The 25,522-nt window shown below is 67.7% G+C and carries 26 protein-coding genes; 15 read left to right on the forward strand and 11 right to left on the reverse strand.

Annotation, left to right across the window (positions count from 1 at the left end):
• Positions 1 to 26 precede the first annotated feature (26 nt).
• From ACL03I_RS03350 to ACL03I_RS03365, 4 genes are all read right to left on the reverse strand, one after another.
• Entirely contained in the window at positions 27 to 518 is a 492-nt protein-coding gene (locus tag ACL03I_RS03350) for a hypothetical protein (RefSeq protein WP_364427082.1), read from the reverse strand.
• Positions 519 to 891: 373 nt separating this feature from the next.
• Positions 892 to 1,950: a DNA polymerase III subunit beta family protein gene (locus ACL03I_RS03355; protein WP_412805118.1), complete on the reverse strand. Its 1,059-nt coding sequence runs from the start codon at positions 1,948 to 1,950 to the stop codon at positions 892 to 894.
• Positions 1,951 to 2,139: 189 nt separating this feature from the next.
• Complete coding sequence (locus ACL03I_RS03360; RefSeq protein WP_355069999.1) at positions 2,140 to 2,283, reverse strand: hypothetical protein; 144 nt, start codon at positions 2,281 to 2,283, stop codon at positions 2,140 to 2,142.
• A 226-nt stretch (positions 2,284 to 2,509) separates the two neighbouring features.
• Positions 2,510 to 2,860: a winged helix-turn-helix transcriptional regulator gene (locus tag ACL03I_RS03365; protein ID WP_355070001.1), complete on the reverse strand. Its 351-nt coding sequence runs from the start codon at positions 2,858 to 2,860 to the stop codon at positions 2,510 to 2,512.
• Between the two features lie 63 nt (positions 2,861 to 2,923).
• Here ACL03I_RS03365 and ACL03I_RS03370 point away from each other — a divergent pair, with 63 nt between their 5' ends.
• From ACL03I_RS03370 to ACL03I_RS03380, 3 genes are all read left to right on the forward strand, one after another.
• Positions 2,924 to 3,688, forward strand: coding sequence for an SDR family oxidoreductase (locus tag ACL03I_RS03370; protein ID WP_412805119.1), 765 nt, complete (start codon positions 2,924 to 2,926; stop codon positions 3,686 to 3,688).
• Between the two features lie 354 nt (positions 3,689 to 4,042).
• Complete coding sequence (locus tag ACL03I_RS03375; RefSeq protein ID WP_412805120.1) at positions 4,043 to 4,981, forward strand: phosphotransferase; 939 nt, start codon at positions 4,043 to 4,045, stop codon at positions 4,979 to 4,981.
• A 261-nt stretch (positions 4,982 to 5,242) separates the two neighbouring features.
• Positions 5,243 to 5,695 (forward strand): DUF4254 domain-containing protein, encoded by a 453-nt coding sequence (locus tag ACL03I_RS03380; RefSeq protein ID WP_397076695.1) that lies wholly within the window; start codon positions 5,243 to 5,245, stop codon positions 5,693 to 5,695.
• Here the strand turns inward: ACL03I_RS03380 and ACL03I_RS03385 are convergent, their stop codons facing one another.
• The 3 genes from ACL03I_RS03385 to ACL03I_RS03395 form a co-directional block, all read right to left on the reverse strand.
• A complete protein-coding gene (locus ACL03I_RS03385) occupies positions 5,696 to 6,193 on the reverse strand; it encodes a hypothetical protein (RefSeq protein WP_412805121.1) in 498 nt (165 codons plus the stop codon). It abuts the gene before it with no gap.
• Between the two features lie 93 nt (positions 6,194 to 6,286).
• Positions 6,287 to 7,675 (reverse strand): APC family permease, encoded by a 1,389-nt coding sequence (locus ACL03I_RS03390; protein WP_355070011.1) that lies wholly within the window; start codon positions 7,673 to 7,675, stop codon positions 6,287 to 6,289.
• Positions 7,676 to 7,777: 102 nt separating this feature from the next.
• Positions 7,778 to 8,647, reverse strand: coding sequence for a helix-turn-helix domain-containing protein (locus ACL03I_RS03395; RefSeq protein ID WP_355070013.1), 870 nt, complete (start codon positions 8,645 to 8,647; stop codon positions 7,778 to 7,780).
• Positions 8,648 to 9,221: 574 nt separating this feature from the next.
• Here ACL03I_RS03395 and ACL03I_RS03400 point away from each other — a divergent pair.
• The 3 genes from ACL03I_RS03400 to ACL03I_RS03410 all read left to right on the forward strand — a co-directional run bounded on the left by ACL03I_RS03400 (position 9,222) and on the right by ACL03I_RS03410 (position 12,707).
• The gene (locus ACL03I_RS03400) at positions 9,222 to 9,893 is read left to right on the forward strand and encodes a PAS and ANTAR domain-containing protein (RefSeq protein WP_356962435.1); all 672 of its coding nucleotides are present in this window, start codon (positions 9,222 to 9,224) and stop codon (positions 9,891 to 9,893) included.
• Positions 9,894 to 10,198: 305 nt separating this feature from the next.
• Positions 10,199 to 11,314 carry a terpene synthase family protein gene (locus ACL03I_RS03405; protein ID WP_364427061.1) on the forward strand — a complete coding sequence of 372 codons (1,116 nt, stop codon included), beginning with the start codon at positions 10,199 to 10,201 and terminating at the stop codon, positions 11,312 to 11,314.
• A 115-nt stretch (positions 11,315 to 11,429) separates the two neighbouring features.
• Complete coding sequence (locus tag ACL03I_RS03410) at positions 11,430 to 12,707, forward strand: diguanylate cyclase domain-containing protein (protein WP_412805122.1); 1,278 nt, start codon at positions 11,430 to 11,432, stop codon at positions 12,705 to 12,707.
• Between the two features lie 115 nt (positions 12,708 to 12,822).
• Here the strand turns inward: ACL03I_RS03410 and ACL03I_RS03415 are convergent, their stop codons facing one another.
• On the reverse strand, positions 12,823 to 16,245 hold the full coding sequence (locus ACL03I_RS03415) for a protein kinase domain-containing protein (protein WP_412805123.1): 3,423 nt from the start codon (positions 16,243 to 16,245) through the stop codon (positions 12,823 to 12,825).
• 279 nt (positions 16,246 to 16,524) lie between these two features.
• Between ACL03I_RS03415 and ACL03I_RS03420 the strand changes: the two genes are divergently transcribed.
• The 4 genes from ACL03I_RS03420 to ACL03I_RS03435 all read left to right on the forward strand — a co-directional run bounded on the left by ACL03I_RS03420 (position 16,525) and on the right by ACL03I_RS03435 (position 18,742).
• The gene (locus ACL03I_RS03420; RefSeq protein WP_356961373.1) at positions 16,525 to 17,340 is read left to right on the forward strand and encodes an amidohydrolase family protein; all 816 of its coding nucleotides are present in this window, start codon (positions 16,525 to 16,527) and stop codon (positions 17,338 to 17,340) included.
• A gap of 93 nt (positions 17,341 to 17,433) precedes the next feature.
• Positions 17,434 to 17,814, forward strand: a complete 381-nt coding sequence (locus ACL03I_RS03425) for a DUF1304 domain-containing protein (RefSeq protein ID WP_356961375.1) — start codon at positions 17,434 to 17,436, stop codon at positions 17,812 to 17,814.
• Between the two features lie 141 nt (positions 17,815 to 17,955).
• Positions 17,956 to 18,189: a hypothetical protein gene (locus tag ACL03I_RS03430; protein ID WP_412805124.1), complete on the forward strand. Its 234-nt coding sequence runs from the start codon at positions 17,956 to 17,958 to the stop codon at positions 18,187 to 18,189.
• Positions 18,190 to 18,382: 193 nt separating this feature from the next.
• Positions 18,383 to 18,742, forward strand: coding sequence for a DUF4254 domain-containing protein (locus tag ACL03I_RS03435; protein ID WP_412805200.1), 360 nt, complete (start codon positions 18,383 to 18,385; stop codon positions 18,740 to 18,742).
• Between the two features lie 212 nt (positions 18,743 to 18,954).
• Here ACL03I_RS03435 and ACL03I_RS03440 read toward each other — a convergent pair whose 3' ends face one another.
• Both ACL03I_RS03440 and ACL03I_RS03445 read right to left on the reverse strand, forming a co-directional pair.
• Complete coding sequence (locus ACL03I_RS03440) at positions 18,955 to 19,560, reverse strand: DUF4126 domain-containing protein (protein WP_412805125.1); 606 nt, start codon at positions 19,558 to 19,560, stop codon at positions 18,955 to 18,957.
• Between the two features lie 95 nt (positions 19,561 to 19,655).
• A complete protein-coding gene (locus ACL03I_RS03445; RefSeq protein ID WP_412805126.1) occupies positions 19,656 to 20,360 on the reverse strand; it encodes a hypothetical protein in 705 nt (234 codons plus the stop codon).
• Positions 20,361 to 20,584: 224 nt separating this feature from the next.
• Here ACL03I_RS03445 and map point away from each other — a divergent pair, with 224 nt between their 5' ends.
• The 5 genes from map to ACL03I_RS03470 all read left to right on the forward strand — a co-directional run bounded on the left by map (position 20,585) and on the right by ACL03I_RS03470 (position 24,408).
• Positions 20,585 to 21,448 carry a type I methionyl aminopeptidase gene (map, locus tag ACL03I_RS03450; RefSeq protein WP_397076572.1) on the forward strand — a complete coding sequence of 288 codons (864 nt, stop codon included), beginning with the start codon at positions 20,585 to 20,587 and terminating at the stop codon, positions 21,446 to 21,448.
• Between the two features lie 37 nt (positions 21,449 to 21,485).
• Complete coding sequence (locus ACL03I_RS03455) at positions 21,486 to 23,024, forward strand: cobyric acid synthase (protein WP_412805127.1); 1,539 nt, start codon at positions 21,486 to 21,488, stop codon at positions 23,022 to 23,024.
• Positions 23,025 to 23,165: 141 nt separating this feature from the next.
• Positions 23,166 to 23,399, forward strand: a complete 234-nt coding sequence (locus tag ACL03I_RS03460) for an AbrB/MazE/SpoVT family DNA-binding domain-containing protein (protein WP_355070037.1) — start codon at positions 23,166 to 23,168, stop codon at positions 23,397 to 23,399.
• Positions 23,396 to 23,788: a PIN domain-containing protein gene (locus ACL03I_RS03465; RefSeq protein ID WP_195149221.1), complete on the forward strand. Its 393-nt coding sequence runs from the start codon at positions 23,396 to 23,398 to the stop codon at positions 23,786 to 23,788. Before ACL03I_RS03460 ends, ACL03I_RS03465 begins: the two co-directional genes overlap by 4 nt.
• A 56-nt stretch (positions 23,789 to 23,844) precedes the next feature.
• Positions 23,845 to 24,408, forward strand: coding sequence for an alpha/beta hydrolase (locus ACL03I_RS03470; RefSeq protein ID WP_355070039.1), 564 nt, complete (start codon positions 23,845 to 23,847; stop codon positions 24,406 to 24,408).
• Here ACL03I_RS03470 and ACL03I_RS03475 read toward each other — a convergent pair.
• The gene (locus ACL03I_RS03475; protein ID WP_355070041.1) at positions 24,388 to 25,449 is read right to left on the reverse strand and encodes an alpha/beta hydrolase; all 1,062 of its coding nucleotides are present in this window, start codon (positions 25,447 to 25,449) and stop codon (positions 24,388 to 24,390) included. The two genes, ACL03I_RS03470 and ACL03I_RS03475, sit on opposite strands and share 21 nt — an antisense overlap.
• Positions 25,450 to 25,522 lie beyond the last annotated feature (73 nt).

Raw genomic sequence — 25,522 nt, forward strand, 5'->3', positions numbered from 1 at the left:
CCGAATCGGTGCGGGCTGCTCGCGCTTCAGCGGCCTCCGTTCGGGGCCGAGGCCCGGGGTTCGGTGCGCCGTTCGCGGATAGCCGACTCGACTTCGTCGACCGCCGTTCGGATCGTCGCCCCGTAGCCGTCGTCGGCGAGCGTGTGCAGACGTGTGCGAGCGGCATCGATTTCGCGCTGTGCGGCGTCGAACGAGCCGAGCCTGCGATAGTCGTCGGCGAGATTGAGGTGCAGCGACGGGTAGAACGCGGTCACCCGCAGTGATTCGTCGAAGGTTCGAGCGCGAGCGTCCGAAAGGCTGTCGGCGGCGTCCAGTGCGCGGATGTCCCAGGTGAGCGCTTCGGCGGCGTCGTCGTACAAGTCGGCCAGGTAGTGGGCGAGGGTGCACCGGTGCAGTGGGTCGCCCTGTGGGCCGAGCGAGGCCCATACGGCGAGCAGAGCTTCCCGCGCGTCGTCCGGACGGCCTTCGCGGCCGAGTGCGACGGCGCTGGTGATGGTGTTCATGGTGTGGTCGTTCATGCGGAACTCCTTCAGGTGGGGGATGGACGCGGATCGTTTCGTGTGCGAGGCCGAACGGTCGGCGTCGGGCGGCCGATCGATCGGAAGTAGTGGCGGTGGGCGGGAACTTGCGATTCCGAGATGGGTGATCGATCGGAAGTAGTGGCGGTGGGCGGGAACTTGCGATTCCGAGATGGGTGATCGATCGGAAGTAGTGGCGGTGGGCGGGAACTTGCGATTCCGAGATGGGTGATCGATCGGAAGTAGTGGCTGTGGGCGGGCACCTGCGATTCCGAGATGGGTGATCGGATCGCGGTGCCAACAGAGCGGGAGGGACGCGGTGGCACGTGCCGCGCAGTGGTTTGCGCGGGCGATGGCCGTCGGCGCGGACGACTTATACGGAGACGTTGTGGTGGAGAGACCGGACCGGCATGGCCAGGGTGGTGAGGTCTCCGTCGGTGGCAGAGCGCAGCACCACCGGCTGATCGGCGGCGATGATGTCGAGCATGAGGTCGGGGCCGAGCGCGGTGTGGACGGCGGGCAGCAGTGTCGCGGGGTCGAACGACAGTGTGACGGCGAAGCCGGTCACCTTCGCGGGCAGGCTCTGCACATCCCCCGGCACCGATACCGAGATTTCGGTCGGATCAATCGCGAATTGCAGTGCTTCATCCGATTCCTCGAGAACCCGCAGCATCAAATGCCGGGCGACGACCACCCTGGTGCGCACCGGTCCCAATCCCGCCAGCAAGGCGCGGTGGTCGGGGAAGGGAGCGTCGATGACGGCAGGTCGGTGTTGCGCGCCGCCTCCTGTCAGAAGCAGCCCGCCGCCGGACGGTGCGGCAACGACCTCGTCCATGCCGCGCAATCGGTCGGTGATCGACTCGAGCCCGTTCGAATCGAGCACCACGGACCACTCGCCGCCGTGCTGCCGGGTCGCCACCACGGTGCGGGTGCACAGCCGGTAGCGATCGGTCGCGGTCAGGGTTACCGCGTTGGCGCCCGCTTCCAGCAGAACACCGGCCAGCACGGGTATCTCGCGGGTACGGGCCACCGCGGTGCGGACCTGGTCGAGCGCCTCGGCCAGCGTCGCCGCATCGATCGCCACCTGCGTGCCGAGCGACTGTTCGACCACGGCGGCGACGCGCGCGGCCTCGTCCGCTCGCCGCGCCAGTTCCGCGACGTGACGATCGAGCAGGTATCGTGCCCGGTCGGTGTCACCGGCGAGGATCTCCGCGATGGTGTCCAGCGGCAGATCGATCGAGCGCAGCTGCCGGATGAGCACCGCCCGCTCCCGCTGCGCCTCGGTGTAGTAGCGGTATCCGGTCAGCGGATCGACTCTGGCCGGAACGAGCAGGCCGCAGTCGTCGTAGAACCGCAGCGCGCTCGCTGTGAGCCCGCTGGCTCGCGCGAGCACGCCGATCGTGATCAACCCTGTCGACTCCGTACTCACCACCCGGCCATCATGGAGCCTCAACCAACTCGAAGGTCAACTTCGCGGGTGGAGCAACCATCGCCGTCCATGTGTTCCGCTGCTGGAACGCGATGCGCACGCCGCGGAGCTGCGGGAAAGCCGAAGTTGCGGCAGCCCACCAGGGCGCAGTGTCCGCGACTCCGCAGGGCTGTCGGTGTTGCCCGCCGCGAATCAGGTGGTGCACAACCGCAGGACGTGGCAACTGGACGGGCAGACCGAAGCGCTCGACATCCGGCCGCGTATGTGCGCCGGCCACGTGAAAGCATCGACGAGCTTCAGCACTTGCGGCAGGATCGCGATGAACAGATCCAGCATCGGCGGCCGGGTCTCCGCCTTCGGGCGGTGTCGCGAAAGTTTCGCGACTGGTCGAGGTAGAGCACACGGCCGTCGCCTGTCACTCGGACGTGCTCTAACAGAGGGGCCAAGGGTGGGGGAAAACGCGCCGGTGAACGGTTCCTTCATCCTGACCATGCTGTGATTCGCGTCTCACGCATACGAGGTCGCCACTCGCGGAACCGCGAACCGTCGAGCCTGGCGCGAGTCAGTCGGCCCCGGCCTCGATGGGGGTCACGCGCCAGCGGCGCGACCAGTCCCAGACCGATCCGAGTGCCGTGCCGAGTTCGGCTCCCGCGGTGGTCAGTTCATAGGACTTGTCGGGGTTCTTCGCGATGAGGCCCGCGGATTGCAGGTGTTGCAGGCGGACCGAAAGCATGCTCGAGGAGCAGTTGCCCATCCGTCGGCGCAGTTCGAGGAAGCCGAGGCGGTCGGGTTCCAGTTCCCACAGGATGCGCAGGATCCAGCGTTGGCCGAGTAAGTCCATCGTGGCCAGTAACGGCGCGTTCGCCGGGTCGTCCCGCCCACGCGGCGGCTTGGGTTCGTTTGCGCTTCTCATTTAGAACCAGCATAGTGGTTCTGAATCAGAAGCACTGGCCCGAGTGCCGGGCGGACCGAAAGGGTGACGGTGGACGAGAGGACCGGTCGGCGAATCGTTCTGATCACGGGCGCCTCCCGCGGGATCGGCGCGGAGACCGCCCGGGTGCTCGCGACGCGCGGCGACCATGTGGTGATCAATTACCGGGAGAAGGCGAAGCGGGCCGACGCGCTGGCGGGGTCGATTCGGCAGGCGGGCGGCAGTGCCTCGACGGCGGGCGCCGACATCGCCGACGCGGATTCGGCCCGGGCTTTGGTCGGCGAGATCGCCGAGGAGTTCGGCCGTCTCGATGTGCTCGTGCTGAACGCGTCGGGTGGGCTGGAGCGCGATGCCCGGCCCGACTACGCCATGGCCCTCAATCGTGACGCGCAGGAACGGCTTGTGCGGCTTGCCCTGCCGCACATGCCTTCCGGTGCGCGGATCGTTTTCGTGACCAGCCATCAGGCGCACTTCCACGGCCGCAAGCCCGTCCCCGCCGACTACGAACCCATCGCCGCCAGCAAGCGCGCGGGCGAGGACGCGCTGCGCGCCATGATCCCGGAACTCGATGCCAGGGGCATCGCCCTGCACGTGGTCTCCGGCGACATGATCGACGGCACGATCATCGTCCAACTGCTGGAACGCCGAAATCCCGACGCCGTCGCCGCGCGCCGCGAGCACGGCGACTTGCCCACGGTCACGGAGTTCGCCACCGCGGTCGCCGATGCCACCGCCGCCACCGCTGACCCCGGCCACACCATCTACATCGGCGGTCTGGATTATCTCGACGCGCAAGAGATCACATCCTGAAGCGATGCCGACCCGCAGGCATGACGCACTCCGGCCGTGGGCGGCAACCTGCCACGCCGCGTGTCGATCGCGCCGCGGGGAATAGAAGCGCTCCGGTAGTGCCCGGGAGAACCATCCGGAACGCGCGCTTCGAATTTCGCACCAATCCCATCAGACGCCAGCGCCTCGAGTGCGGAGACGCCCTGAGGCGCGAAAGCTGAATTGCCTCAGTCGAAGCGCTTGCCAGTGTGTGACGAGGTCGCCCTTGCGTTCGGCCTTGCCTCATGAAGAAGTGCGGCGGTGCAGTGCCGATCCGAGCGCATGCGGGCGCGTAATTCGGTGGTGAGTTCCCGGTGCGGCTCGGACGATCGAGTGATGGTGGATTACCAGGGCACCGCTCTGCGGATCGGATGGGCCGAGGCGCCGGAGCCGGTACGGGCGGAAGTAGCGCGCGTGCTCGGAGACGCCGTCCACACTGCCGAGGATCAGCGCGGAGGGTTCAGCCACGGTGTGGCAGCGCGCTTGCGCACCGTCGGCGGTGGTGCTGCCTTTGTGAAGGCGATCGAGGCGGAAGACGGTCTCGCGGTGATGTATCGGCAGGAAGCGCGGATCGCGGCTCGGCTCCCGGCGACGGTGCCCGCACCGCGATGCCGGTTCGCGACGGAGATCGCGGGGTGGTTCGTCGCGGTTTTCGACGATGTCGAGGGAGCGTTTCCCCGACTCGGCGAGCCGGGGGAGTTGCGAGACACTCTCGAGCTGGTGGCGCGATTGGCGACGGAGCTGACTCCGAGCCCACTGGCTGATGTGCCGACGGTTGCGGAAGCCTACGGACCAGAGCTGACCGGCTGGCGAACGTTCGTGATGGAAGGGCCTCCGGCGGACTTGGACAGTTGGTCGCTTCGTCACCTGACGAAATTGGCCGAGCTGGAAGCCGCGTGGCCGACGGCCGCGGAAGGAAACACTTTGCTGCACACGGATCTTCGGCCGGACAACATGCTGCGGCGGCCCGATGGTGCGGTGCTGGCGGTCGATTGGGCCTGTGCCTGCCGGGGCGCCGCGTGGATCGACCTCGTCGCGCTCACGCCGTCGATCGCGGCCGCCGGTGTTGATCCGGATCCGATCATCGCCACCCATTCAGTGACTCGCGACGTGGACCCCGTGGCGGTCGACGCTTTCGTCTGCGCGCTCGCGGGGTATTGGGCGGCGGCTTGCCGGAAGCCGGGTCCGCCGCGTTCGCCGCGGTTGCGTGAGCATCAGTCGGGGTTTGCCCGGCTCGCCGGAGCGTGGCTGGCGTGTCGTCTCGGCTGGCAATAATCCCAGGAGGTATGGCTCTATCGTCGAAAAACGCAAGGTCACTGGATGTTTGCCAAAGCTTTGGAGGGTGGCGTGTGACCGGATAAATCGGTCAATGGGCGTGTCGCGTGCGCGGAAGTGATCGAATTCGACGCGACCCGGACCACTCTCGGTCACGCTGGGCATATGTGGATGTTCGGGCAGTGCCGGGACACCGGCGAGGCAAGGCATCGCGGGCGCGACCGAGACGCGTCCACGCTGGTCGGAATGGGGGTCCGGAGAATGGAACAGGTGTCCGAGGCCCGGGTGATTCCGGGCAAAGAACTCCTGCTGGCTGCCTTCCGGGGCTTGCCGCACATGGATCATCCGATGCTGGAAGCGGCCGGAGAACTGGCTCAGCTGCATCAGACACGCGAACGCACTCCCGCGAGCCGGTGCGACAAACTCGACCGGCGTCGAGTGCAACTCGTGCGCGGCATCGACCGCTGGGTCACCCTGGCGACGCCGATACCGCCGCCGGGTGCGCCCGAACACGCCGAGACCGTGGGCCACATCGTCGACCGGCTGGCCATGCTGGCCGCTCAGGCGTTCGTGGCGCTGGCGCACGCGCCGGAATCGGTCTTCTACGACGCATGGGTCCGAATCGACGAATTGGCCGACGGTTACCAGGATCTCATCGACGACCTGCGTGCCGGAGCCAGACGACTACCCGACGGGCGCTACGACCGCTGGTAGCTACCGACCTCGCCCGAACAGCCGGAACGAGCGGCGGCGCCGACGTGGCAGAGTCGCGTACACCATGGTCATGTCGGCGAAGACCTCCGCCTCCCGCTCGCGATCGGCGCCGAACTCGGCACGGCCGAGGACGTGTTCGATCGATTGCGGCGAAATCGAGGGCAGGACGACGGCCAACGAGGGCGGCAACGGATCGCCGCGTTCTTGGTCGTTGTGGTGACCCAAGAGCATGTGACCGATCTCGTGCAAGATGACGTGATCGGCGTTGCGGCCGGTCGCCGCGGCGTCGTAGACGATGATGTCGTCGTGCTTGCGTGCCACCCACAAGCCGCCTCCGCCGCAACCCATGTCCGCCAACATCGCCTTGGGCACCGGATGCAGGCTGATCGAGCGTCCGCGATGGGCGGCCACCGCGGCCAGGTAAGCGGTCAGATTCCACGGGTTCGGGAGGGGCACGGTCCGGGTGGCATCGCCGAAACGGGCTTCCATGCTGGTCATCGGCGCCCACCTTACCCATCGGTCGGCGACTAGTCATCTGCGGAATCCGGGCATACCGACAAAAGGTGATCCGCGGCGCGACAACGCGATCGGTCACTCAGCGGATGACCCGCTGTCCAAGGGTTGTGCCCGCATGGCCCGAATGGCCAGGTAGTTCAGGCCCCACAGTGCGACCCCGATGGCCAGCAGCACGCCGGCGATGGCGTATTGCGCCGGATTGCGGTCGGTGAAGGGTGTGACGAGAAAGCCGCAGCTGAGCGCGCCGACGACCGGCAGCGGCGTCGGCGTCTTGAAGTGCTTGTGCGACACAGGGTCTCGGCGCAACACCAGCACCGCGACGTTGACCACCGTGAACACCGCCAGCAGAAGCAGGGCCGTGGTGCCACCGAGTTCGGGTACTTCGCCGACGAACAGGATCAACCCCAGCGCGAGCAGCGTGGTGAAGACGATGGCGGTGACGGGCGTCCGGCGCCGCTGGTGCACGCGGCCGAACGGCCGGGGCAACACGCCTTGACGGGCCATGCCGTAGATCAGTCGGCTGGCCATCAGCATGTTGATCAGCGCCGAATTGGCGACGGCGAACATGGTGATGTAGGCGAAGATGTGGGTCGGGAAGCTCGGCGCGCCGACCTGGACCACTTTGAGTAGCGGCGTGTCGCCTTCGCCGAGTTGGTCTGCGGGCACGAGTGCGACCGCGCTGATCGATACCAGCACGTAGATGAGGCCGGTGATGATCAGTCCCGCGAGCAGCACCTTCGGGAAGATGCGGGTGGGCTCCTTGCACTCCTCGGCCATGTTCACCGAGTCCTCGAAACCGACCATCGCGTAGAACGCGAGCGTGGTGGCCACGATGACGCCACCGACCGCGTTGCGCTCCCCGGTGTCGAATTCGACGATGCGGGAGAAGTCGCCGTCGCCCACGCCCAATGCCCAGCAGCCGATCCCGATGACGATCAGCAGCCCGGTCAGCTCCACGCAGGTGAGCACCACGTTGAGCTTGACACCCTCGCTCACCCCGCGCAGGTTGATCGCCGCCACCACGGCCATGAACAGCAGCGCGATCACCGTCACCGCGGTGCCGCTGCCGAGATCCGGATCGAAGGCCTCGGCGAAGTTGGCCGCGAAAGCCCGCGAGGCCGTGGACGCGGAAGTGATGCCGGAACTCATCACCGCGAAAGCGACCATGAACGTGAGGAAGTGGATGCCGAACGCTTTGTGCGTGTAGAGGGCCGCACCCGCGGCGTGCGGGTACTTGGTGACCAGCTCCAGATAGCTGAGACCGGTGATGAGCGCGACCAGGAACGCCACCAGGAAGGGCACCCAGACCGCCCCGCCGACTTCGTTGGCCACCTTGCCGGTGAGCGCGTAGATGCCGGTGCCGAGGATGTCGCCGACGACGAACAACAAGAGCAATCCCGGCCCCATTACCCGTTTGAGTTCGGGCCCGGAGTCGGACGTCGGATCGGCTGTGACTTCGGACATGCGTCCTCCCCTCGGCAGTAGGGCGAGGGTACCCATTCCGATACGGAATAGTCGTGCACCGGGCCGTATTTCGCCTGGATTTCACCTGCCAGGGGCGGGCTGCTAGCCCTCCCGATCCATCTGCCCCGCGGCCTCCACGATCATGGCCGCGGAGTCGCGCGGGCTCAGCGCCATGGCGCGCAGCTGGTCGAAGATCACGCCGAAGCGACGGATCTCGGAGTGGCCCTCGATCAGCTCGTCACCCGCGATGCCCTCCACATAGACCAGCTCGGGATCGGCGGGGTCGGGGAAGTCCAACAAGGTGAACGAACCCGCCATGCCGGGGTGCGCGCCCGCGTCGAACGGCAGGATCTGCAGGATTACGTTCTTGCGCTTGATCTCTTGCAGCAGTCGCTCGAGCTGCCCCCGCATCACCGCGGGCCCGCCGACGGTGCGGCGGATGGCGGCCTCGTCCAGGACGACCCAGAGTTCGAGCGGGTCGTCCTTGGTCAGGTTGACGGCGCGATCCATCCTCGCCTTCGCCCTACTCTCCATGACCGACGCCTCCAGCTTCGGCATGGAGGTGTCGATCACGGCGGTGGCGTACTCGTAGGTCTGCAAAAGGCCTGGAATGAAAGAGGTTTGGTAGTGCCGCGCGGACAACGCCTCGGACTCGAAATTGATGTAGGCGGCGTAGACCTCCGACACGCTGCCCTCGTAGGCGCGTGACATGCCGGGCTTCAGCGCGTCGGACAGCAGCTCCAGCGCGTCCTCGCGCTGCTCGTCGCCGATGCGGTAGAGGTCGAGCATCGCCATGAGGGTGCGCCGCTGCGGCCGCGCCTGCGCGGTCTCGATCCGGTACAGCGTGGTGACGTTGATCCCGGTCTTCGCGCTGACCTCTTCTTTGCTGAGCTGAGCGTTCTCGCGCATCTCGTGCAGCATCGCCGCCAGCCGCCGCAACCGGACGGTCAGTACGGTGCGCTTGCCTGCCATCAGTCCAACCCCTTCGGTGTGCGCACTTGCTGGAACGTGTTCTGACGTTCGACCTCGAATGCGGCCTGCGTGCAGCGGATCTGTGCCTGGTGTGGGCACAGCAACAGAGACTACCTCCCGTGATGCACCTTATGGTCGGTGTTTTCGTGTGCGTTTACGGCCGCTGGGCGATATCGCGGGGCGAACCGGACCGACCGCTCGGTTGCGGGGGTGTGTGGAGACTCGCCGAACTGTGCGGAGCCGCTTTCCGGGCGGTGGGAACGCCACGCTCGAACGTGATCGCCGGACGACGCCGCGCGTCCGTGCGGGCCGGGAGAGGCCCGGCTGCCGCGCCTGGGCGACGCAACGCGGCCGGTGTGGATTCCGGCTCGGGGCGTGGGCAATAGCGCTGACCGCCCGGCATCACGCCCATTGCGGATTAATTGCCAATGCATTCATACATATGAACTAAGTCCATAGTGTCGAGCTAGAGGGCCTTTTCGTGATGATGCCGAAAGTTTGCCACAATTTGGTTTCATCTCGTGTTCCCGGCCGTGGCCCTCGGGCGCCGATGGATAATGACCGCGTGACGAGGATGGACGACCTCGCGCTGAGAAGCGCCTCCGCGATCGAGAGCGTCATCGCGGGCACGCCGCAGAGCGTGGGCAGCTTCCGCTTCTGGTTCGAGGATCAGCGATGGGAATGGTCGGACGCGGCGGCCGCGATATACGGCTACACCGAGGGGAGTGCGCGACCCAGTACGGAGCTGTTGCTGGCGCACAAGCATCCCGACGACCGCGCTCTCGTCGCCGAGTCCATCGCCTCCGCCGTGCGAACCGGTGAGCCGTTCTGCGGACGTCACCGCGTCATCGACACCGCCGGGCGCACCCATCACGTCATCGTCGTCGCCGATCGCATGCTCGACGACCAGGAGTCGGTGGTCGGCACCGCGGGCTATTTCATCGACGTGTCCGGCACACTCGAGGAGAACCGGCAGGAGATCCTCGACGACACGCTGCCCGAACTGGTGCAATCACGGGCGGTGATCGAGCAGGCCAAGGGTGTGCTCATGGTGGTCTACGGCATCAACGCCGAACAGGCCTTCCGGGTGCTGCAATGGCGCTCCCAGGAAACCAACATCAAGTTGCGGACCCTGGCGCAACAACTGGTCGGCGAGGTTCCCGCGATGGGTGGCGGTCCTGCGGCGCAACGGGCGCGCTTCGACCATCTGCTGCTGACCATGCACGACGTCCTGGCGTCGAAGTGAGCGCCGTACCGGTGACCGATACCCGATAGGCGGCCCTAAGGGGAGGTCGCGTCCGGCGACATCGGCACCGGAGCACCCTGCGCGTCCCGTACCGGCCGCTTGCCTCCGTGCGCCATGTCGACTCTCGAGCCGTGGCGCCGCGCTGCGGACCGAGCTCCCGTTTGCCGCGGTGTCGCCGTCGAATACGCGATGCGCCAATGCCATTCAGAGCGCGAGTGTTGCGTGATCTTCGCCCTTCGACCGGTCCCACTACCGATAAGTCGGAGACAATTCATTAGAAGTAACCATAGTGGGAGGGAGTCGTTGTGGTCAGTGAGTACACATCGGCACTCGAGCGGGAAATCGTCGACATGCGCGGGCAACACGAGATGTTGCTGCGGACCGGGCGGCAGTGGTCGTTGCGCGCGATGTTCGGCACACCCGACTGGGACATCATCGACTACTGCCGCGACTTCCGGCCCAATCGGTTCGGGGAGCAAGCCTGTGCGGAGGTGGAACGTTTCTGCCGCGAGCACGGCATCTGGCTCGAGCCCGCGGGCCCGCACTACAACAGCATGACGCCCTATCTGCACCCCGGCGCCGTCAGCGCCGAGCGGATGACGATCATCGGCCTGTACAACGCGATCCTGTTCTGGCTCAACGACACTGTCGGCCGGGAGAAGTTCGGGCACCTCGGCGACGACGAACAGCGGCAGGCGCGGGTGGCGATCGATCGGCTGTGCGCGCTCCTGTGCACAGGGTCGGCACCGGCGGACGCCACCCCGTTGGAGACCTCGACCTCGGCGTTCCTCACGATGCTGTCCGCCCGCGCGGACGCGGACTGGCTCGATCGGTTCATCGAAGCCACCGTCGCGCACCTGCGGCCCGCGATCCAGGACCAGAACGCCCGGGCGCGCGGCGGTTTGCTCAGCGTCGCGGAGTACATCGATCTGCGGGCTCAGGTCTCGGGTATGTACCCGGCGATCGCGCTGTGCGAGTTCGGCCGGGACGACTATCTGCCCTGGGAGCTGATCCGGCGGACGGGGCTGGCCGGGGACCTCCTCCGGCTGCGGGTGCTGACCGTCGAGATCGGCGCGTTGATGAACGACGTGTTCTCCTTCGAGAAGGAGTGCATTGTCGATCTGGCGGATTTCAACTTGATCCCCGCGGTGTTGCTGAACCACCCCGGATACTCGCTGGAGGACGCCGTGCGTGGCGCCACGGAGATCGTGCGCGCGCGCCTGGCCGAGTTCCGGGAACTGTGTGCGGTCGCCACCGAACGGTGCGACCGACTGGCAGCGGTGGACGCCGCCTTGGCGTCCACCGTCGCGACCCACCTCGCCGATCTGGTCGCCTGCGTCCAGGCGACCTGGGTCTGGCAGGTGAAGACTCTGCGGTACAAGGGGGCGTCGATCTTCCGGGAGAACGGGTTGCAGTTATAGCTCCACTCTCACCATTCCTGGGAATGCTTCCAGGCGGCAGTACTCGACGGTCTCGAACATGTGTGGATACGATGCGTCGGGGGCTATCTCCGGCCTGAATGGTGAGGGGGTTGCGGTGGAACAGATCGAACTCGCCAGGATGGCGAACATGTGGTGGCGCGCTCTGCAGGCCGTCGCCGGTGGGTCCGCGTCTGTACCGGACCCCGAGCTCGCGCTACTCGGGATGATCGAGGAGCTGGCTTCCGGCTTGGAAGCCGAACCCTTCGACGCGAGCGTCGGCAGGCGTGTCGGCGCGTCGCTGGCCTCCGCGGGACTGGACGACCCGGCCGTGCCCAGCACGTCGGCCCAGGTCCTGTACGGGCTGGCCGAACAGGCGACGGCCCCGGAGGCCGGCCGGCGGCTCGCGGCGCTGCTCGCGGAGGTCGGTCAGGGATACGAAGCACAGCGGCGCGCGAACGAGGACGCGCACCGATCCGATGACGAGCGGTTCCGTGTGGTGTTCGACAACGCGGCGATCGCGATCGCCATCGGTGACACCGACGGTACGTTGCTGGATGTCAACCGGGGTCTGGCCGAAATGATCGGAGTCCCGGTGGAAAGCTTGCGCGGGGTGTCGGTCTACGACTTCGCGCACCCCAACGACCGCGAGGGCATCCGCACGCTGGTGTACGAGAAACTGGTCCCGGCCGGTGCGGGCACGGTGAAACTGGAACAGCGCATCCGGCGCGCCGACGACAGCTACGGGTGGGCGTCGTTCGCCATCACCTTCGTCAAGGGCGCGGAGGGGCAGAGCGATTACCTGCTCGCGGTCGGCGAGGACGTCACCGAACAGCACCGGATGCGCGAGGAACTGCACCGGCAGGCCCGGCACGATCCGCTCACCGGACTGCCGAACCGGCGGCATCTCATCGAACGAATCGACGCGATGATCGACGAGGCGCGCAACGGGGATCGGGCGGGATTGTGTTTCGTCGACATCGACCGCTTCAAGCACATCAACGACCGCTACGGCCACGGCACGGGTGACCAGATATTGACCGCGGTCGCCGGACGCCTGCAGGACAGTGTGCGCGGAACCGGGTGTCTGGTCGCCCGTATCGGCGGGGACGAGTTCGTCGCGCTGATCCCGCCGCCCGCCAGCGATCACCGGGTGGCCACGGTGGCGAACAGCCTGCTCGAGGCGCTTGTCGACCCGATCACGGCCGGTGACCGGCGACTACGCATGTCGATCAGCATCGGCGCGGTCGTCACCGCGGTCGCGGGCGCGGACGCCGAATCACTGCTCGACGCGGCCGACACCGGCCTCTACCGAGCGAAGGCCGACGGCAAGGGCCGGTGGGTGTTGCACATTCTGGACACCGACACTTCGCTCGGTCCGCAACCGGTGTTGTGAGGGGCGGAAGCGATCCACCGCCCGTCGGCGCGAACTGTCGCGGCCGAGCGATGTCCGGCGTCCGCGTTCGAGCAGAGGTATCGCGGCGGGTGGCGACTCAGGCGGCCGATGGCGCTCAGCGGGCCAGCAACCTGCGCAGAAACGCGGGCGGGATCATCGGTCGTTCCTCGTCCCAGAGGCCTTCGCGCAGGTCGTAGTCCAGGCTGTGCAGCAACGACATGATCCAGGGGCCCTCGTCGAGCAGCGGCCGGATGAGACCGGCATCGGCGTACCTGACCACCACCGGGGCCAGCTCGTCCTTGGCCGCTTCGGTCTTTCCCGCCGCCGCGAGGCAGGAGGCGAGCAGCAGCGATGCCTGTGCCGCGGCGCGGGGACGTCGATCGGGGTCGATCGAATCCCGCAGCTGACGGGCGCGCGTGGACGCGGCGGTCACCCTTTTGGCGGCCCCCGAACGCAGCAGCATGCGGATAGCGGAGTCCTCACGCATTTCCGCGGCCATCGTGGCGATACCGCCCTCTCCGGCCGGCGGTTCGGTGACGTAGGTGGCCGTCAGGCCCAGCCGGACCTGCTCGTTGGCCACGCGGGTGGCCAGGCGCGGCAGCTTCATGGCCCGCGCCAACTCGGCGCCTTCGTCCAGCCGTCGCGCGGCGGCGGCCAGGTCACCGCGCAGGGCTTTGATCCGCGCGCCGGTGGCGTAGTTGGCCATCAGCAGGTCGACCGGGCCGCCCTCGGTGCCGAGCCTGCCCGCTTCGTCCAGCAGGCGCTCGGCCGCGGCGAGCTGGTCGCGTTCGTAGAGCAGCTCGCCGAGCAGGGCGCCGGCCAAGCGAGCGGCATAAGACCGCGGGCCCGACGAGGTGGTGGATATCTCGACCGCCGTGCGGAAGCTGTGTTCCGCCGTGGCGATGTCGAGTTGTTCCCTGGCCGCGATGCCGACCAGGCAGTGGCTGTACATCAAGGTGAACGTGCTGCGGTTCTTGCGATAGAAGGGGGTGGCCCAGTCGTTCCACTCCCGTGCCCGCTCGTAGTCGAACTTGGTGATCGCGGAAAACGCGGCGAGGTTGGCGGCCGCGCACAGCGCCCACGGCCCCAACGTGTCGGCCCGGGCCAGGCATTTGCCGACCACGGCGTCCAGTCCTTCCGGGTGGTCGCCGAAGGCGCGCTCCACGCTCTCGATGAGGTCGGCTTCGAGCGCGACATCGGGATCTGCGGCGGGCTCGTTCTCCAGCGACGCCCGCACCAGCCGTAACGCGGCATGCAGTTCGGTGGGCCGCCGCAGCAGCACGTGCGTCCAGGCGACACCGACCTGAAGCATGGGGCGGCCGGCGGCGATGCCGGGCGGGAGCTTGTCGAGCAGTCCCAGGAACGTGGCGAGCTGCCCGTCCTGCACCAGAGCGCGGGATTTCGCCTCGAGGAGGTCTGCGGCCATGTCGCCGTCGTCGGCGGCCAGCGCGTGGTCGATGGCCTCGCTGAGCATCCTGTTGTCGCCGAACCACGAGGCTGCCTTGCAATGCAGTTCGCGCACGCGCTCGGGATGATCGCGCTCGAGGCGCTGGCGCAAGAACTCCGCGAACAGATGGTGGTAGCGGAACCATTCGCCGCCTTCGTCGACGCGGCGCAGGAACAGGTTGCGGCGTTCGAGATTCTCGAGGAGGGCCTGCCCGTGCGGGTCCCCGGTCAGCGCCGTGGCGAGGCCGCCGGAGATCCGTTCGGGAAGCGAGGTGGCGAGCAGGACCTCGCGCAGTTCGGGCTCGACGGTGTCGAGCACGTTCTCGGCCAGGTACTCCGCGATGGCGTGATGACGCCCGGACAGGTGGGCGATCAGCGAGGCCGGATCGGGATGCTCACGCAGCGACAGCGAGGCCAGCTGCAAGGCCGCCGCCCAGCCCTCGGTGTAGTCGCGCAGCTCGGCGCTCTCGGTGTCGGCCAGGGTGAGACCGGTCTGCTCGGTGAGGAAGGCCCGCGCCTCCCCGGCGTCGAAACGCAGTGCGGCGGCGTCGATTTCGACGAGTTGGTGACGAACGCGCAGGGTGCCGAGCGGCAGGCCCTCCAGCGATCGGCTGGTCAGGATGATCTGCAGGTGCCGCGGCCCCTGGTCGATCAGGTAGAGCAGGGCATCGACCGCGGCGGGGTCGGTGATCCGGTCCCAGTCGTCGATTACCAGGGCGAACCGCTCGTCGCGTTCGTCGATGGCGTTGATCAGCGTGGTGAGCACGTAGCGCGCTGCGCTGGTGTCGCCCTCTTCGAGGACCGGGGCAAGGCCGGGCGCCAGCGCGGGGCTCACGCGGTTGAACGCCTCGATCAGGTGGGTCAGCAACCACACCACGTTGTTGTCGTCGCGGTCGACGTTCAACCAGGCCACGGCCACTTTCTCGGTGTCGGCGAGACGCTTGGCCCACTGGGCCGCCAGCGTGCTCTTGCCGAACCCGGCCGGGGCGTGGATGACGGCGAGGCGGGGCCGCGGCTCGGTCTGCAACGCGTCGATGAGGCGCTCGCGCTGGACCAGCGGCCGGGTGGACATCGCCGGGCGGAACTTGGTCTCGGGTGTCGGCGGCGTCTTGGGGTGGGGAGTGGGAAAACGCGCTGTGGCGGTGAGCGGCCGCGTGCTGAGGTCTTCGGGCGCGGGCTGCTCGCCGGTGGGCAGGGTCATGTGCTCGACCGGCATGTCGTTACCGCGCTGGATCTCGCGCAACATCTCGCCGAAGGCGGCGGCCGAGGGCGGACGATCCGCGGGATTGTGCGCCATGCTGGCCTCGATGGCGGCCGCGACCTCGTCGGGGATGCCGTCGAGCCGCAGGTCCGGCAGCGGATCGGCGGAGATGCGCAGGAACTGTGCGACGATCTGCTCACCGGAACGTCGCTCGTAGGCCGCGTGGCCGGTGATCATGGCGAACAGCGTCGCGCCGAGCCCGTAGACGTCCGAGGCGACGGATGGAACGCCGGAGCGCAGCACCTCCGGGGCGGTGAACGCGGGCGAGCCGGTCACCACTCCCGTGGTGGTCTCGAAACCACCTTCGACGCGGGCGATCCCGAAATCGGTCAGTTGCGGCTCGCCGTAGTCGGTGAGCAGGACGTTCCCCGGTTTGATGTCGCGGTGCAAGATCCCGGCCCGGTGCGCGGTCTCCAGAGCGCCCGCCAGCTTGACGGTGATCCCGATCGCCTCGGGCAACGGCAGAAAGCCTTCCCGGCGGATACGGTTCTCCAGCGAACCGTGCGAGTGATACGGCATCACCAAGTAGGGGCGTCCGCTGCGGGTGGTGCCCACTTGGAGGATCGGCACGATGTTCGGATGCCCGGACAGGGCGCCCATGGCCTGCTGCTCGCGCAGGAATCGCTCGACGTTCTCCGGCTCCAGATCCGGCCGGGCGGTGAGGACCTTGACCGCGACGCTGCGGTTCAACGCCCGCTGCCTGCAGCGGTAGACGACGCCGAACCCGCCTTTGCCGATCACTTCGGGGTCGTCGAGACCCGCGCCCTCCAGTTCCCGCTCGATACCTGGAGGTCGATCGTGCTGTGTGGCGAACGGGTCCGAACCTGCCATGGCCCTGCTCTTGTCGGCTGTCTGTGGTCCTGCGGTAGATACCCAGTTTATGCCCAGCGAACCCTTTGCCTGGTTATTACGGCTGATATAGACCATGAGGTGGGGAGGGTATTATCACCAGTTTCGGGGGCGGGCGCGGTGTGGCCGACGCGACTCGGCAATATCTGTCCGTGGTTATGGAAGTCGCTGTCTCGCACCGTTTGTCGCGAAAGTGCCTTTCCACGGCGCGCGTCATAGCGGGGGTGTCCGGGGCGCTATGACGTATGTCAGAATCCGCGCATGACCATCGACGTCTGGGCGCAGCATCCGACTCGGCGATTCCTCGCCCACGACATGTTCGCCTCGCTGCGGCGGTGGACCGGGGCCGTGATACCGACCGACGAGATCCCGCTGTCGTTCACTCTCGACGCGATGGATGCCGCAGGCGTCGACCGAGCGCTCATCTCGGCGTGGCACGCGCCGGAAGGCGTCCTCATCTCCAACGACGAGGTCGCGGCCTGGGCGGCCGAGGCGCCGGAGCGCCTGCTCCCCATCGCGTCGGTGGATCTGCGCAGGCCGATGGACGCGGTACGGGAGCTGCGCCGCCGCGTGGACCAGGGCTTCAAGGGGCTGCGGGTGCTCCCGTGGCTGTGGGAAGTGCCCCCGACCGATCGGCGCTTCTATCCGTTGTTCGCCGCGTGCGTCGATGCGGGAATCCCGTTCTGCACGCAGGTCGGGCACACGGGACCGTTGCGGCCGTCGGAAACCGGGCGCCCCATCCCGTACATCGATCAGGTCGCGCTCGACTTCCCGGAGCTGACGATCGTCTGCGGGCATATCGGCTATCCGTGGACCGAGGAGATGATCGCGGTCGCGCGCAAGCACGAGAACGTCGTCATCGATACCTCGGCGTACACGACGAAACGCCTTCCCGCGGAACTGGTGTCGTACCTGAAGTCCGGTAGCGGCCGCCGCAAGGTGTTGTTCGGTACGAATTATCCGATGATCTTCCCGCAGCACGCGCTCGACGGCCTCGCCGCGCTCGGCCTGGACGACGAGACTCGCGAGCTGTACCTGGGCGGCAATGCCCGACGCGTTTTCGGACTGGCCGGTTGACCGACTAGCGCGGCGGCGTGTCGGCGGTGTGTTGCGCGGCGTTCCGCGGCTGGGGGCCATAGGATTCCCCGGCGCGCATCGTGAGGAGGTCGAATGCTCTGGGTCGTACAGGTGTTCGCCGTCGCGGCCGCCCTACTCCATGTCGGCATCTTCGTCATGGAGTCCGTGCGGTTCGGCGACCCCAAGGTGTACCAGGGGGTATTCCGGGTTTCCGGAGCCGAACTGCCCGCGGCGCGGCCGTGGGCGTTCAATCAGGGTTTCTACAACCTGTTCCTCGCGGTGACGACACTGGTCGGCGTGGCCATCCTGCGGACGGTGCCCGCGGCGGGATGGGCGCTGGTGCTCGCCGGCTGCGGATCGATGCTGGCCGCGGCGGTGGTGCTGGTGGCGCACGACCGCCGGTTCGCCAGGGGCGCGGTGGTGCAGGGCGCCTTGCCCGCGCTGACGTTGCTCGCCGCCGTGACCCAGCTGTGAACGTGGCCGCGTAGTCGGCGAGCGGCTGAGGATCGGTGCGACGCTGAGGTATCGGCGCGCGTGGCAAGGCGCCCGGCGAGGGGCTTCCCACGTCGTAAGGAAGATCGACAGCGCACTGTCGGCTACCGAAGGTGCACAGCAGTGGGCGAATTCGTGCGCACGGGCCGGCGACCGGCCGAGCGGGCGGCCGAGCGGGCGGCCGGAAATGGGGAACGAGTGGTGGTGCTCGTCATCGCCGACCGGCGCCGCAAGCGCTCGATCGGTGAGCCGAAAAAGGTTGCGACCGGTCTGCTCTGGGCCTCCGCGCGCCGTATGGAGCCCTTGACCGCAGAAATGCAGACGCAATCTTGCGTTCTTGCATCTGTACGTGCATGATCCAGCTAGCCTAGTTGTGACAACCCATCCGATGGCCGGGATAACCGAATCGAGAGCCAATTATGTTGGTACAAAGAGCGTTGGGGTCGGGTCAACTCGGAGTGCGGCGGTGAGCGCGCCGACGGTCGGCGCCTTACCGACCGCGCCGCAATTGTTGTGCGCTTTCCAGGGACGGCGTTTCCAAGACCGGGAACTGCTGCGGTCCGCACACGCACTCGCCGAGCTGCACCAGCGCCGCGCGCAGGTGGTGGACGCCGCACTCATCGCCGAAATCGACTGCCGTCGCCTCGAACTGGTCGACGACATCAACGACTGGGTCGCGCAGGAGATCCCGCAGCATCGCAACGGCGCCTCGTTGCACACCGAAAGCCTGGGCGCCGTGGTGGACCGGATGGCGCGTAGCTGGGTGGATGCCAATCAAGTCATCCACGTCGAGGGCGGACGCAGCGACAATACCCATAAACATTGGTACCAACTGGCTGAACTCGTCGACGGGTACACTGACCTGGTAACCGACGTGGCCGGTGGCCGCCGCCGTTTGCCCGAACAATGAGTTCGCCGCGACGGTGGTCTCGTCCGCGATAGTGACACTGCCCCGCAGCGTCACTCGTCCGAATGGCGACGTCCCGGTGCCGAGTTCCGCTCCAGCCGGGCGCTCTTGTCGCCGGCACAGTGACGGCGGGCGCAACGGGGCGCCCCGCCCGGCGTGCCGCGTGGTCGACTGGCGCGGCACGCCCGTGACGGATTCGCCTGCGTGGCAATTATTCAGCGACTGCGACTCGGTTGCCCGCGCGCGCTGCCCGGCGGGCGCGGCGCCGGCGCAGATAGCGACGGATCCGGCTCGCGCAGAAATACACCAGCGCCAGACCGATGACGAGCAGCACCGCCGCGATCACCGCCGCCGCCAGAGGGTGGAACAACGGCCAGGGTGACCACACCCGCGACGGTCACGTCCTCGGCGGTGCTGACCACGATGTTGCTGGCGGGCTCGGGCGAGGTGTTGACGGCCATGCGCGTTCCGGCCTTCACCAGGTGGCTCACCAGCGCGGCGGTACCGCCCACCGCACCGGCGGCGAGCTGCGGCAGCGAACCGTCCTGTCCGGCCAGGAGAGCCGCGACCACGGCGCCCGCGATCGGCCGCACCACGGTGTGCAGAGCGTCCCAGAACGAGTCGAGATACGGGATCTTGTCCGCCACGGCCTCGATCAGGAACAGCGCTGCCGCCGCGATCAGGACATCGGTGCGCTGCAATCCATCCGGTACCGAATCGGTGAATCCGAACCGGCCCAAGATTCCGAGCAGCAGGACCACCGCGTATGCGTTGACTCCGCTGGCCCAGCCTGCGGTGAAGATGAGAGGTAGTGCGGACACGCCGCCCATGGTATGGCGCGGGTGGACCGGCGGTGTGATCGTTGCCGCCGACACCGCGTCGGAGCGGTCGTCGTGGCCTAGGCCCGGGCCGGTCGCTAGGAGAGCTCTTTGTGGCTCTGGTCTACGAATTGGCCCATCAAGTCACTCACCCGGTTGCCGTAATCGATGAGCGCGGTGTCGAGAGCTGCGCTGTCGCGCTTGAACTCAGCGCTGTCAGAGGTGCTTCCTGATGTTGCCAGGTACTTCATGACAAAGGGTTTGTAATGCTGTTCGACCAATTCCTCCGACATCGGCGGAATCTTCCGCAGCATCGCGTATATTTCCTCGCTCGAGGTCATGCTCGCCAGATCGGCGGCGGCCAGGAACGCAACCATACGATTGGTGAACTCCACCGTTCCGGAACGGAAACTCTCGAGGTTGCCGACGCGGAGAGATCCGGCTGTCGACCCCACCAGCGTCAGGAAGCTGTACGCACTCGCGAGGAGGTCGTGATAAGCCTCTCTCCGATTCTTCAGCGTCACCTGCACCAATGCCAGTCGCTCGTCCCGATCGGCTTTGTTGACTGTGACATACACAGCCGCTGATGCCGACACGATGCTGGAGATGAGCGCGGCGCACAGCGCCGCTATGAGTGCGTAGCGTCCGCTTCGAGTGGTCGTATCCGCCGCACGAGGGGACTCTTCCTTCGGAGACTCCGACTCGGCCGTGGGGCTTTCCTCCGAATGGTCGGAGGGTATCTCGAGTGACGAAGCCATTTCGTTTCTGTCTCGGTGCGGTGGAGAAGCTGGTTCAGTGGCCATATTCACTCCCACCCGAAGAGGGCTTCCGGTCGGCAAATCATTTTATGTGCGCGAGGGACACACTCGACCGAATTGCTCGAGTGTGTCGCCTACGTCGACTCGGTGGCATCAACCCGGTTCGTGGTTGGCCCGCGAGTGCCGCGCCGACATGAACCGGACCCTGGTCCGACGCTGTTCCCGCAGGCCCTCGGCACCGCTGGTGTCGGCCGATTACGCTGTTCGCTATGTCTGTCCGCACCCGCAAGCCCCTCGTCCCCGGAACGCTGTCGCCCACCCGCGAAGTACCGCGCACCATCGAGCGCCCGGAATACGCGTGGAAGAAGACCGCCAACGAGGGACGCGAGCCCTGGGTGCAGACCGCCGAGACGATCGAGAAGATGCGCATCGCGGGCAAGATCGCCGCGCAGGCGCTGGAGGAGGCGGGTAAGGCGGTCGCCCCCGGTGTCACCACCGACGAGCTGGACCGCATCGCGCACGAGTACATGTGCGACCACGGCGCCTACCCGTCGACCCTCGGTTACAAGGGTTTCCCGAAGTCGTGCTGCACCTCGCTGAACGAGGTCATCTGCCACGGCATTCCGGACTCGACCGTGATCGAGGACGGCGACATCGTCAACATCGACGTCACCGCCTACATCGACGGCGTACACGGCGACACCAACAAGACCTTCCTCGCCGGTGACGTCGACGAGGAGGTGCGCCTGCTCGTCGAGCGGACCGAGGAGGCCACCATGCGGGCCATCAAAGCGGTGCGTCCCGGTCGGGCGCTGAACGTGATCGGCCGCGTCATCGAGTCCTATGCCAACCGTTTCGGCTACGGCGTGGTGCGCGACTTCACCGGCCACGGCGTCGGCCCGACCTTTCACAGCGGGCTCGTGGTGCTGCACTACGACCAGCCCGCGGTGGAGACCATCATCGAACCCGGCATGACGTTCACCATCGAGCCGATGATCAACCTCGGCGGCATCGACTACGAGATCTGGGACGACGGCTGGACCGTGGTGACCAAGGACCGCAAGTGGACCGCGCAGTTCGAGCACACCCTGGTGGTCACCGATTCCGGGACCGAGATCCTGACCCTCCCGTGACCGGGGGCCCGGCCGTGCGCCGGATGACCGGCCCGCGATGAAGGGCGCGCTGCTGGTCGCGGGCACGACCTCGGACGCGGGGAAGAGCGTCGTCGTGGCCGGGATCTGCCGGATGCTGGCGCGGCGCGGCGTGCGGGTCGCGCCGTTCAAGGCGCAGAACATGTCCAACAATTCCGTGGTCACGCTCGACGGCGGGGAGATCGGGCGAGCGCAGGCGTTGCAGGCTCAGGCATGCGGGCTGGAGCCCAGCGTGCGGTTCAATCCCGTCCTGCTCAAGCCCGGCAGCGACCGCCGTTCCCAGCTGGTGGTGCGGGGCAAGGCGATCGGCACCGTCGGCGCCGAGGACTACTTCCGGCATCGGCGGGAATTGCGCGATGTGGTCGCCGCGGAACTCGCCGCGCTGCGCGCCGAATTCGACGTGGTCGTCTGCGAAGGCGCCGGATCGCCCGCCGAGATCAACTTGCGCGCGACGGATCTGGCGAACATGGGCCTCGCGCGCGCGGCGGGCCTGCCGGTGCTGCTGGTCGGGGACATCGATCGCGGCGGCGTGCTCGCCCACCTGTTCGGCACCGTCGCCATCCTGGAACCCGAGGACCAGCAACTGATCTCGGGTTTCATCGTGAACAAGTTCCGCGGCGCGGTGGAGCTGCTACAGCCGGGACTGGAGCGTCTCACCGAACTCACCGGTCGCCCGACCCTCGGTGTGCTGCCGTACGCCGAAGACCTGTGGATCGACGCGGAGGACTCGCTGGGCACCCTCGCCGACGCGCCGGTGGGCCGCCCCCTGCCGCCGGTGGGCGAGGAATGGCTGACCGTCGCCGCGATCCGGCTGCCGCGCATCTCCAACTCCACCGACGTCGAGGCGCTTGCCTGCGAACCGGGCGTCGCGGTGCGCTGGGTGACCGAGCCGTCCCGGCTGGCGAACGCCGATCTGGTGGTGCTGCCCGGCAGTAAGGCGACGGTGTCGGATCTGCGGTGGTTGCGGCGTACCGGCATCGCCGCCGCGCTGATGGCGCGCGCCGCCGCGGGCGGGCCGATCCTGGGCGTGTGCGGCGGATATCAGATGCTCGGCACCCGCGTTCTCGACCGCGTCGAGTCCGGCGCCGGTGCGGTGGACGGACTCGGGCTGCTCGACCTCACCGTCGAATTCGCCGAGCCGAAGGTGTTGCGCCGCAGCGCGGGGCACGCGGCGGGCGTCGCCGTGCGCGGTTACGAGATCCATCACGGCCGCGTCACGCACCGCGGCGACCCGGCGTGGCTCACGATCGACGGCGAGCCGGAGGGCAGCGTCCGCGGCGCGGTGTGGGGCACCCACCTGCACGGGCTGCTCGAGTCCGACGAGTTCCGCCGCGGGTGGCTCCGCGCGGTCGCCGCCGCGGCGGGCCGGTCGGGATTCGCTGTGGCCGAAGATGTTTCGGTCGCGGGGGTGCGCGCCGCGCAACTCGATCTGCTGGCCGACCTGATCGAAGGTCACCTCGACCTCGCCGCCCTCGAGCGCCTGGTCGCCGAGGGCGCGCCCGCCGGTCTGCCGATCATGGCCACCGACGTGGTGCTCGCGAGCGACCGTATCGGTTGACGGGAGCCACCCCGCGCCTTACCTTGCAGTAAGGAATTCGGCTCCAGGTAAGGCTGGGTCGAGCGAGTGCGGTCGGGTGCGAGGATGATGGCGGCGGAGAAGAGACCCAACAGCCGAGGGGGCAATGTGGTGTCGGCGACGGTGACCAGTAAGGGGCAGATCACCATCCCGATCGACGTGCGTGTGGCGATGGGATTGCGTACCGGAGTGCGGGTCGCCTTCGTCCCCACGCCCAGCGGCACCTACGAACTGGTGCCCGAAACGCGCACGATCAAGTCGCTGAAGGGCATCGTGGGCTGGTCCGGCTCGCCGATCGGCCTCGCGGAGATGAACGAGGCCATCGCGGGCAACGTGGTGGAAGGGAAGGCGCAATGATCGGCCTGGACGCGAACGTGCTGATCCGCTACCTCACCCAGGACGACCCGGAGCAATCCGCCCGCGCCAATCAGGTGATCGACGGGCTCAGCGAGAGCAAACCCGGCTACATCACGATGATCGTGCTCGCCGAGATCCACTGGGTGCTGCGCCGCGGCTACAAACAGGATCCCGAAGCGGTCACCGACGTGTTGCTCGGACTGCTCGATTCCAGCGAGATCGTGGTCGAGCGCGCCGACACCGTTCGCCAGGCGCTGCGCCGGGCCGCCGACGGCGCGGACTTCGCCGACGCGCTGATCCAGCAGCTCGGCCAGGAGGCCGGGTGTGACCTGACCGTCACCTTCGACCACAACGCAGGTGAGCGGGCCGGGATGCGCCTGCTCGCCTGATTCCGCCACCCCGGACCCGCCGCCACGGCGCCGCGAGCCGTGTAGCGTGAATCGGCATGGAATCTCGGCAGATCACGGTGGGTGACCGGGCGTGGACCGTGCGGATCGACGGACCGGAATCCCGGCACAGCGTGCTGCTGTTGCCCGACGCGGGCGAGCCGGCGGACGTCTTCGATCGGGTGTGCGCTCGCCTGCACACCTCGGATCTGCGCACCTTCGCGGTGGAGTCGATCGACGGCCTCGACGCGGCCGGTGTGACCGCGATCCTCGATGAGCTGGGGTTGCCGTGGGTCAACGTGGCCGGATGCGGCGCGGGTGCCGTGCTGGCCTGGCAGGCGTGCGCACACGGCTTCGGCCGCTTCCAGAGCCTGGTCGTGGCCGATCGCGGCCACCCGGCGACTCCCGGCGCCGACGGAACGGTGGTGGATGCGTCCACCGGTCCGGTCGAGGTGCCCACCACGCTCTTGGTGACCAAGAATCTGCCGCGCTCGGTGGCCGACACGTCGGGGCGGTTCGTCTACGGCGAATTCCGGGTGGTCGAGGTCGACGTCACCGACGTGGCCACCGAAGCCGACCACGAGCTGGCCACCGAGATCGTGCTACGCACCAGCCTCTGGTGACTTCGCGCCCTGGTAGTCCGCGAGCCAGTCGAGCCAGCTGTCGAGCTCGCGGAACGCCTGGGCCAGCGGTTCCGGGCCGGACAGGAACACGTCGTGCTTGGCGCCGTCGATCGGCACCATGTTGGTGCGGTCGCCAAGGCAACCCGACCAGCGCTGGATCTGTTTGACGTCGAGCACCGCGTCGGCCACGGCCACGGCGGGACCGTACTGTTTGGCGAACTTGGTCATCCGGGAGCGCAGGATCAGGGAGGGCACCCCGATGTCCAGGCCCTGGTGCAGCCGCGCGTGGCCGTTGCGGATCGCGCGCAGCCAGCCGAGCCGGACCGGAAAGCCCTGCAACGGCTTCCAGTCCAGGTTGTACTCCCACTCACCGGACGCCGAGTGGTGCAGGCTGTCGCCGTAGGTGCTGATCTTGCCGCCGGGCAGCTGGACCATCTTCCGGAACCGTCCCACGGCCTTGATGATCGGCGTTCCGATGCTCCGGTAGTACGCGGGACCCTGCAGGTCGAACCACGGGCTGTTGAGCACGACGCCGGTGATCCCCGCGGCGGCCGTGCCCTGGGCCCGATTGAGCCGGTCCAGCCACAGCGACACGACCAGGCCGCCGGTCGAGTGGGCGTTGAGCACGACGGGAGCACCGGTCTCGGCCCGGACGATCCGCAGCGACTCCGCCAGCTCGCGGTCGTAGAAAGCGAGATCCGTCACATAGTGGGGAGTCTGCCCTTCACGCAGCGACCGCCCGCATTTGCGCAGGTCGAGAGCGTAGAACTGGAACCCGCGCGCGGTGAAGTGCTCGGCGAGGTGCTCCTGGAAGAAGTAATCGGTGAAACCATGGACGTAGAGCACCGCGCCCGCGGTCTGCTCGACGTCGCCGGAGGGGACGTAGCGCACCAGCGTGGCGACCACCTCGCCCTCGCCGTCGGGGTCGGGACCGAGGTCCAGCGTGCGCTGCTGATAGTGCGGGCCGAGGACGTCGGGGCGCCAGCCTGCGCCATCCGGGGAGGTGCTGACCGGCTCGGCAAGCGACTGTTCGTTCGTCACGCGACCAATCTATTGGACAGTGTCGAACGCGGACAGTCCGCGGCCGCCACCCGGCCGCCGAAGTGACGACCGT

The sequence above is a fragment of the Nocardia sichangensis genome (genome assembly GCF_047200615.1).
Lineage (GTDB): Bacteria > Actinomycetota > Actinomycetes > Mycobacteriales > Mycobacteriaceae > Nocardia > Nocardia sichangensis.

Bases quoted from the DNA above. Each gene is read 5' to 3' on its own strand.
- ACL03I_RS03350 (WP_364427082.1), bottom strand. From the start codon at position 518: ATGAACGACCACACCATGAACACCATCACCAGCGCCGTCGCACTCGGC.
- ACL03I_RS03360 (WP_355069999.1), bottom strand. From the start codon at position 2,283: ATGCTGGATCTGTTCATCGCGATCCTGCCGCAAGTGCTGAAGCTCGTC.
- ACL03I_RS03365 (WP_355070001.1), bottom strand. From the start codon at position 2,860: ATGAGAAGCGCAAACGAACCCAAGCCGCCGCGTGGGCGGGACGACCCG.
- ACL03I_RS03375 (WP_412805120.1), top strand. From the start codon at position 4,043: ATGGTGGATTACCAGGGCACCGCTCTGCGGATCGGATGGGCCGAGGCG.
- ACL03I_RS03380 (WP_397076695.1), top strand. From the start codon at position 5,243: ATGGAACAGGTGTCCGAGGCCCGGGTGATTCCGGGCAAAGAACTCCTG.
- ACL03I_RS03385 (WP_412805121.1), bottom strand. From the start codon at position 6,193: ATGACCAGCATGGAAGCCCGTTTCGGCGATGCCACCCGGACCGTGCCC.
- ACL03I_RS03390 (WP_355070011.1), bottom strand. From the start codon at position 7,675: ATGTCCGAAGTCACAGCCGATCCGACGTCCGACTCCGGGCCCGAACTC.
- ACL03I_RS03395 (WP_355070013.1), bottom strand. From the start codon at position 8,647: ATGGCAGGCAAGCGCACCGTACTGACCGTCCGGTTGCGGCGGCTGGCG.
- ACL03I_RS03400 (WP_356962435.1), top strand. From the start codon at position 9,222: ATGGACGACCTCGCGCTGAGAAGCGCCTCCGCGATCGAGAGCGTCATC.
- ACL03I_RS03415 (WP_412805123.1), bottom strand. From the start codon at position 16,245: ATGGCAGGTTCGGACCCGTTCGCCACACAGCACGATCGACCTCCAGGT.
- ACL03I_RS03420 (WP_356961373.1), top strand. From the start codon at position 16,525: ATGACCATCGACGTCTGGGCGCAGCATCCGACTCGGCGATTCCTCGCC.
- ACL03I_RS03425 (WP_356961375.1), top strand. From the start codon at position 17,434: ATGCTCTGGGTCGTACAGGTGTTCGCCGTCGCGGCCGCCCTACTCCAT.
- ACL03I_RS03445 (WP_412805126.1), bottom strand. From the start codon at position 20,360: ATGGCCACTGAACCAGCTTCTCCACCGCACCGAGACAGAAACGAAATG.
- map (WP_397076572.1), top strand. From the start codon at position 20,585: ATGTCTGTCCGCACCCGCAAGCCCCTCGTCCCCGGAACGCTGTCGCCC.
- ACL03I_RS03455 (WP_412805127.1), top strand. From the start codon at position 21,486: ATGAAGGGCGCGCTGCTGGTCGCGGGCACGACCTCGGACGCGGGGAAG.
- ACL03I_RS03465 (WP_195149221.1), top strand. From the start codon at position 23,396: ATGATCGGCCTGGACGCGAACGTGCTGATCCGCTACCTCACCCAGGAC.
- ACL03I_RS03470 (WP_355070039.1), top strand. From the start codon at position 23,845: ATGGAATCTCGGCAGATCACGGTGGGTGACCGGGCGTGGACCGTGCGG.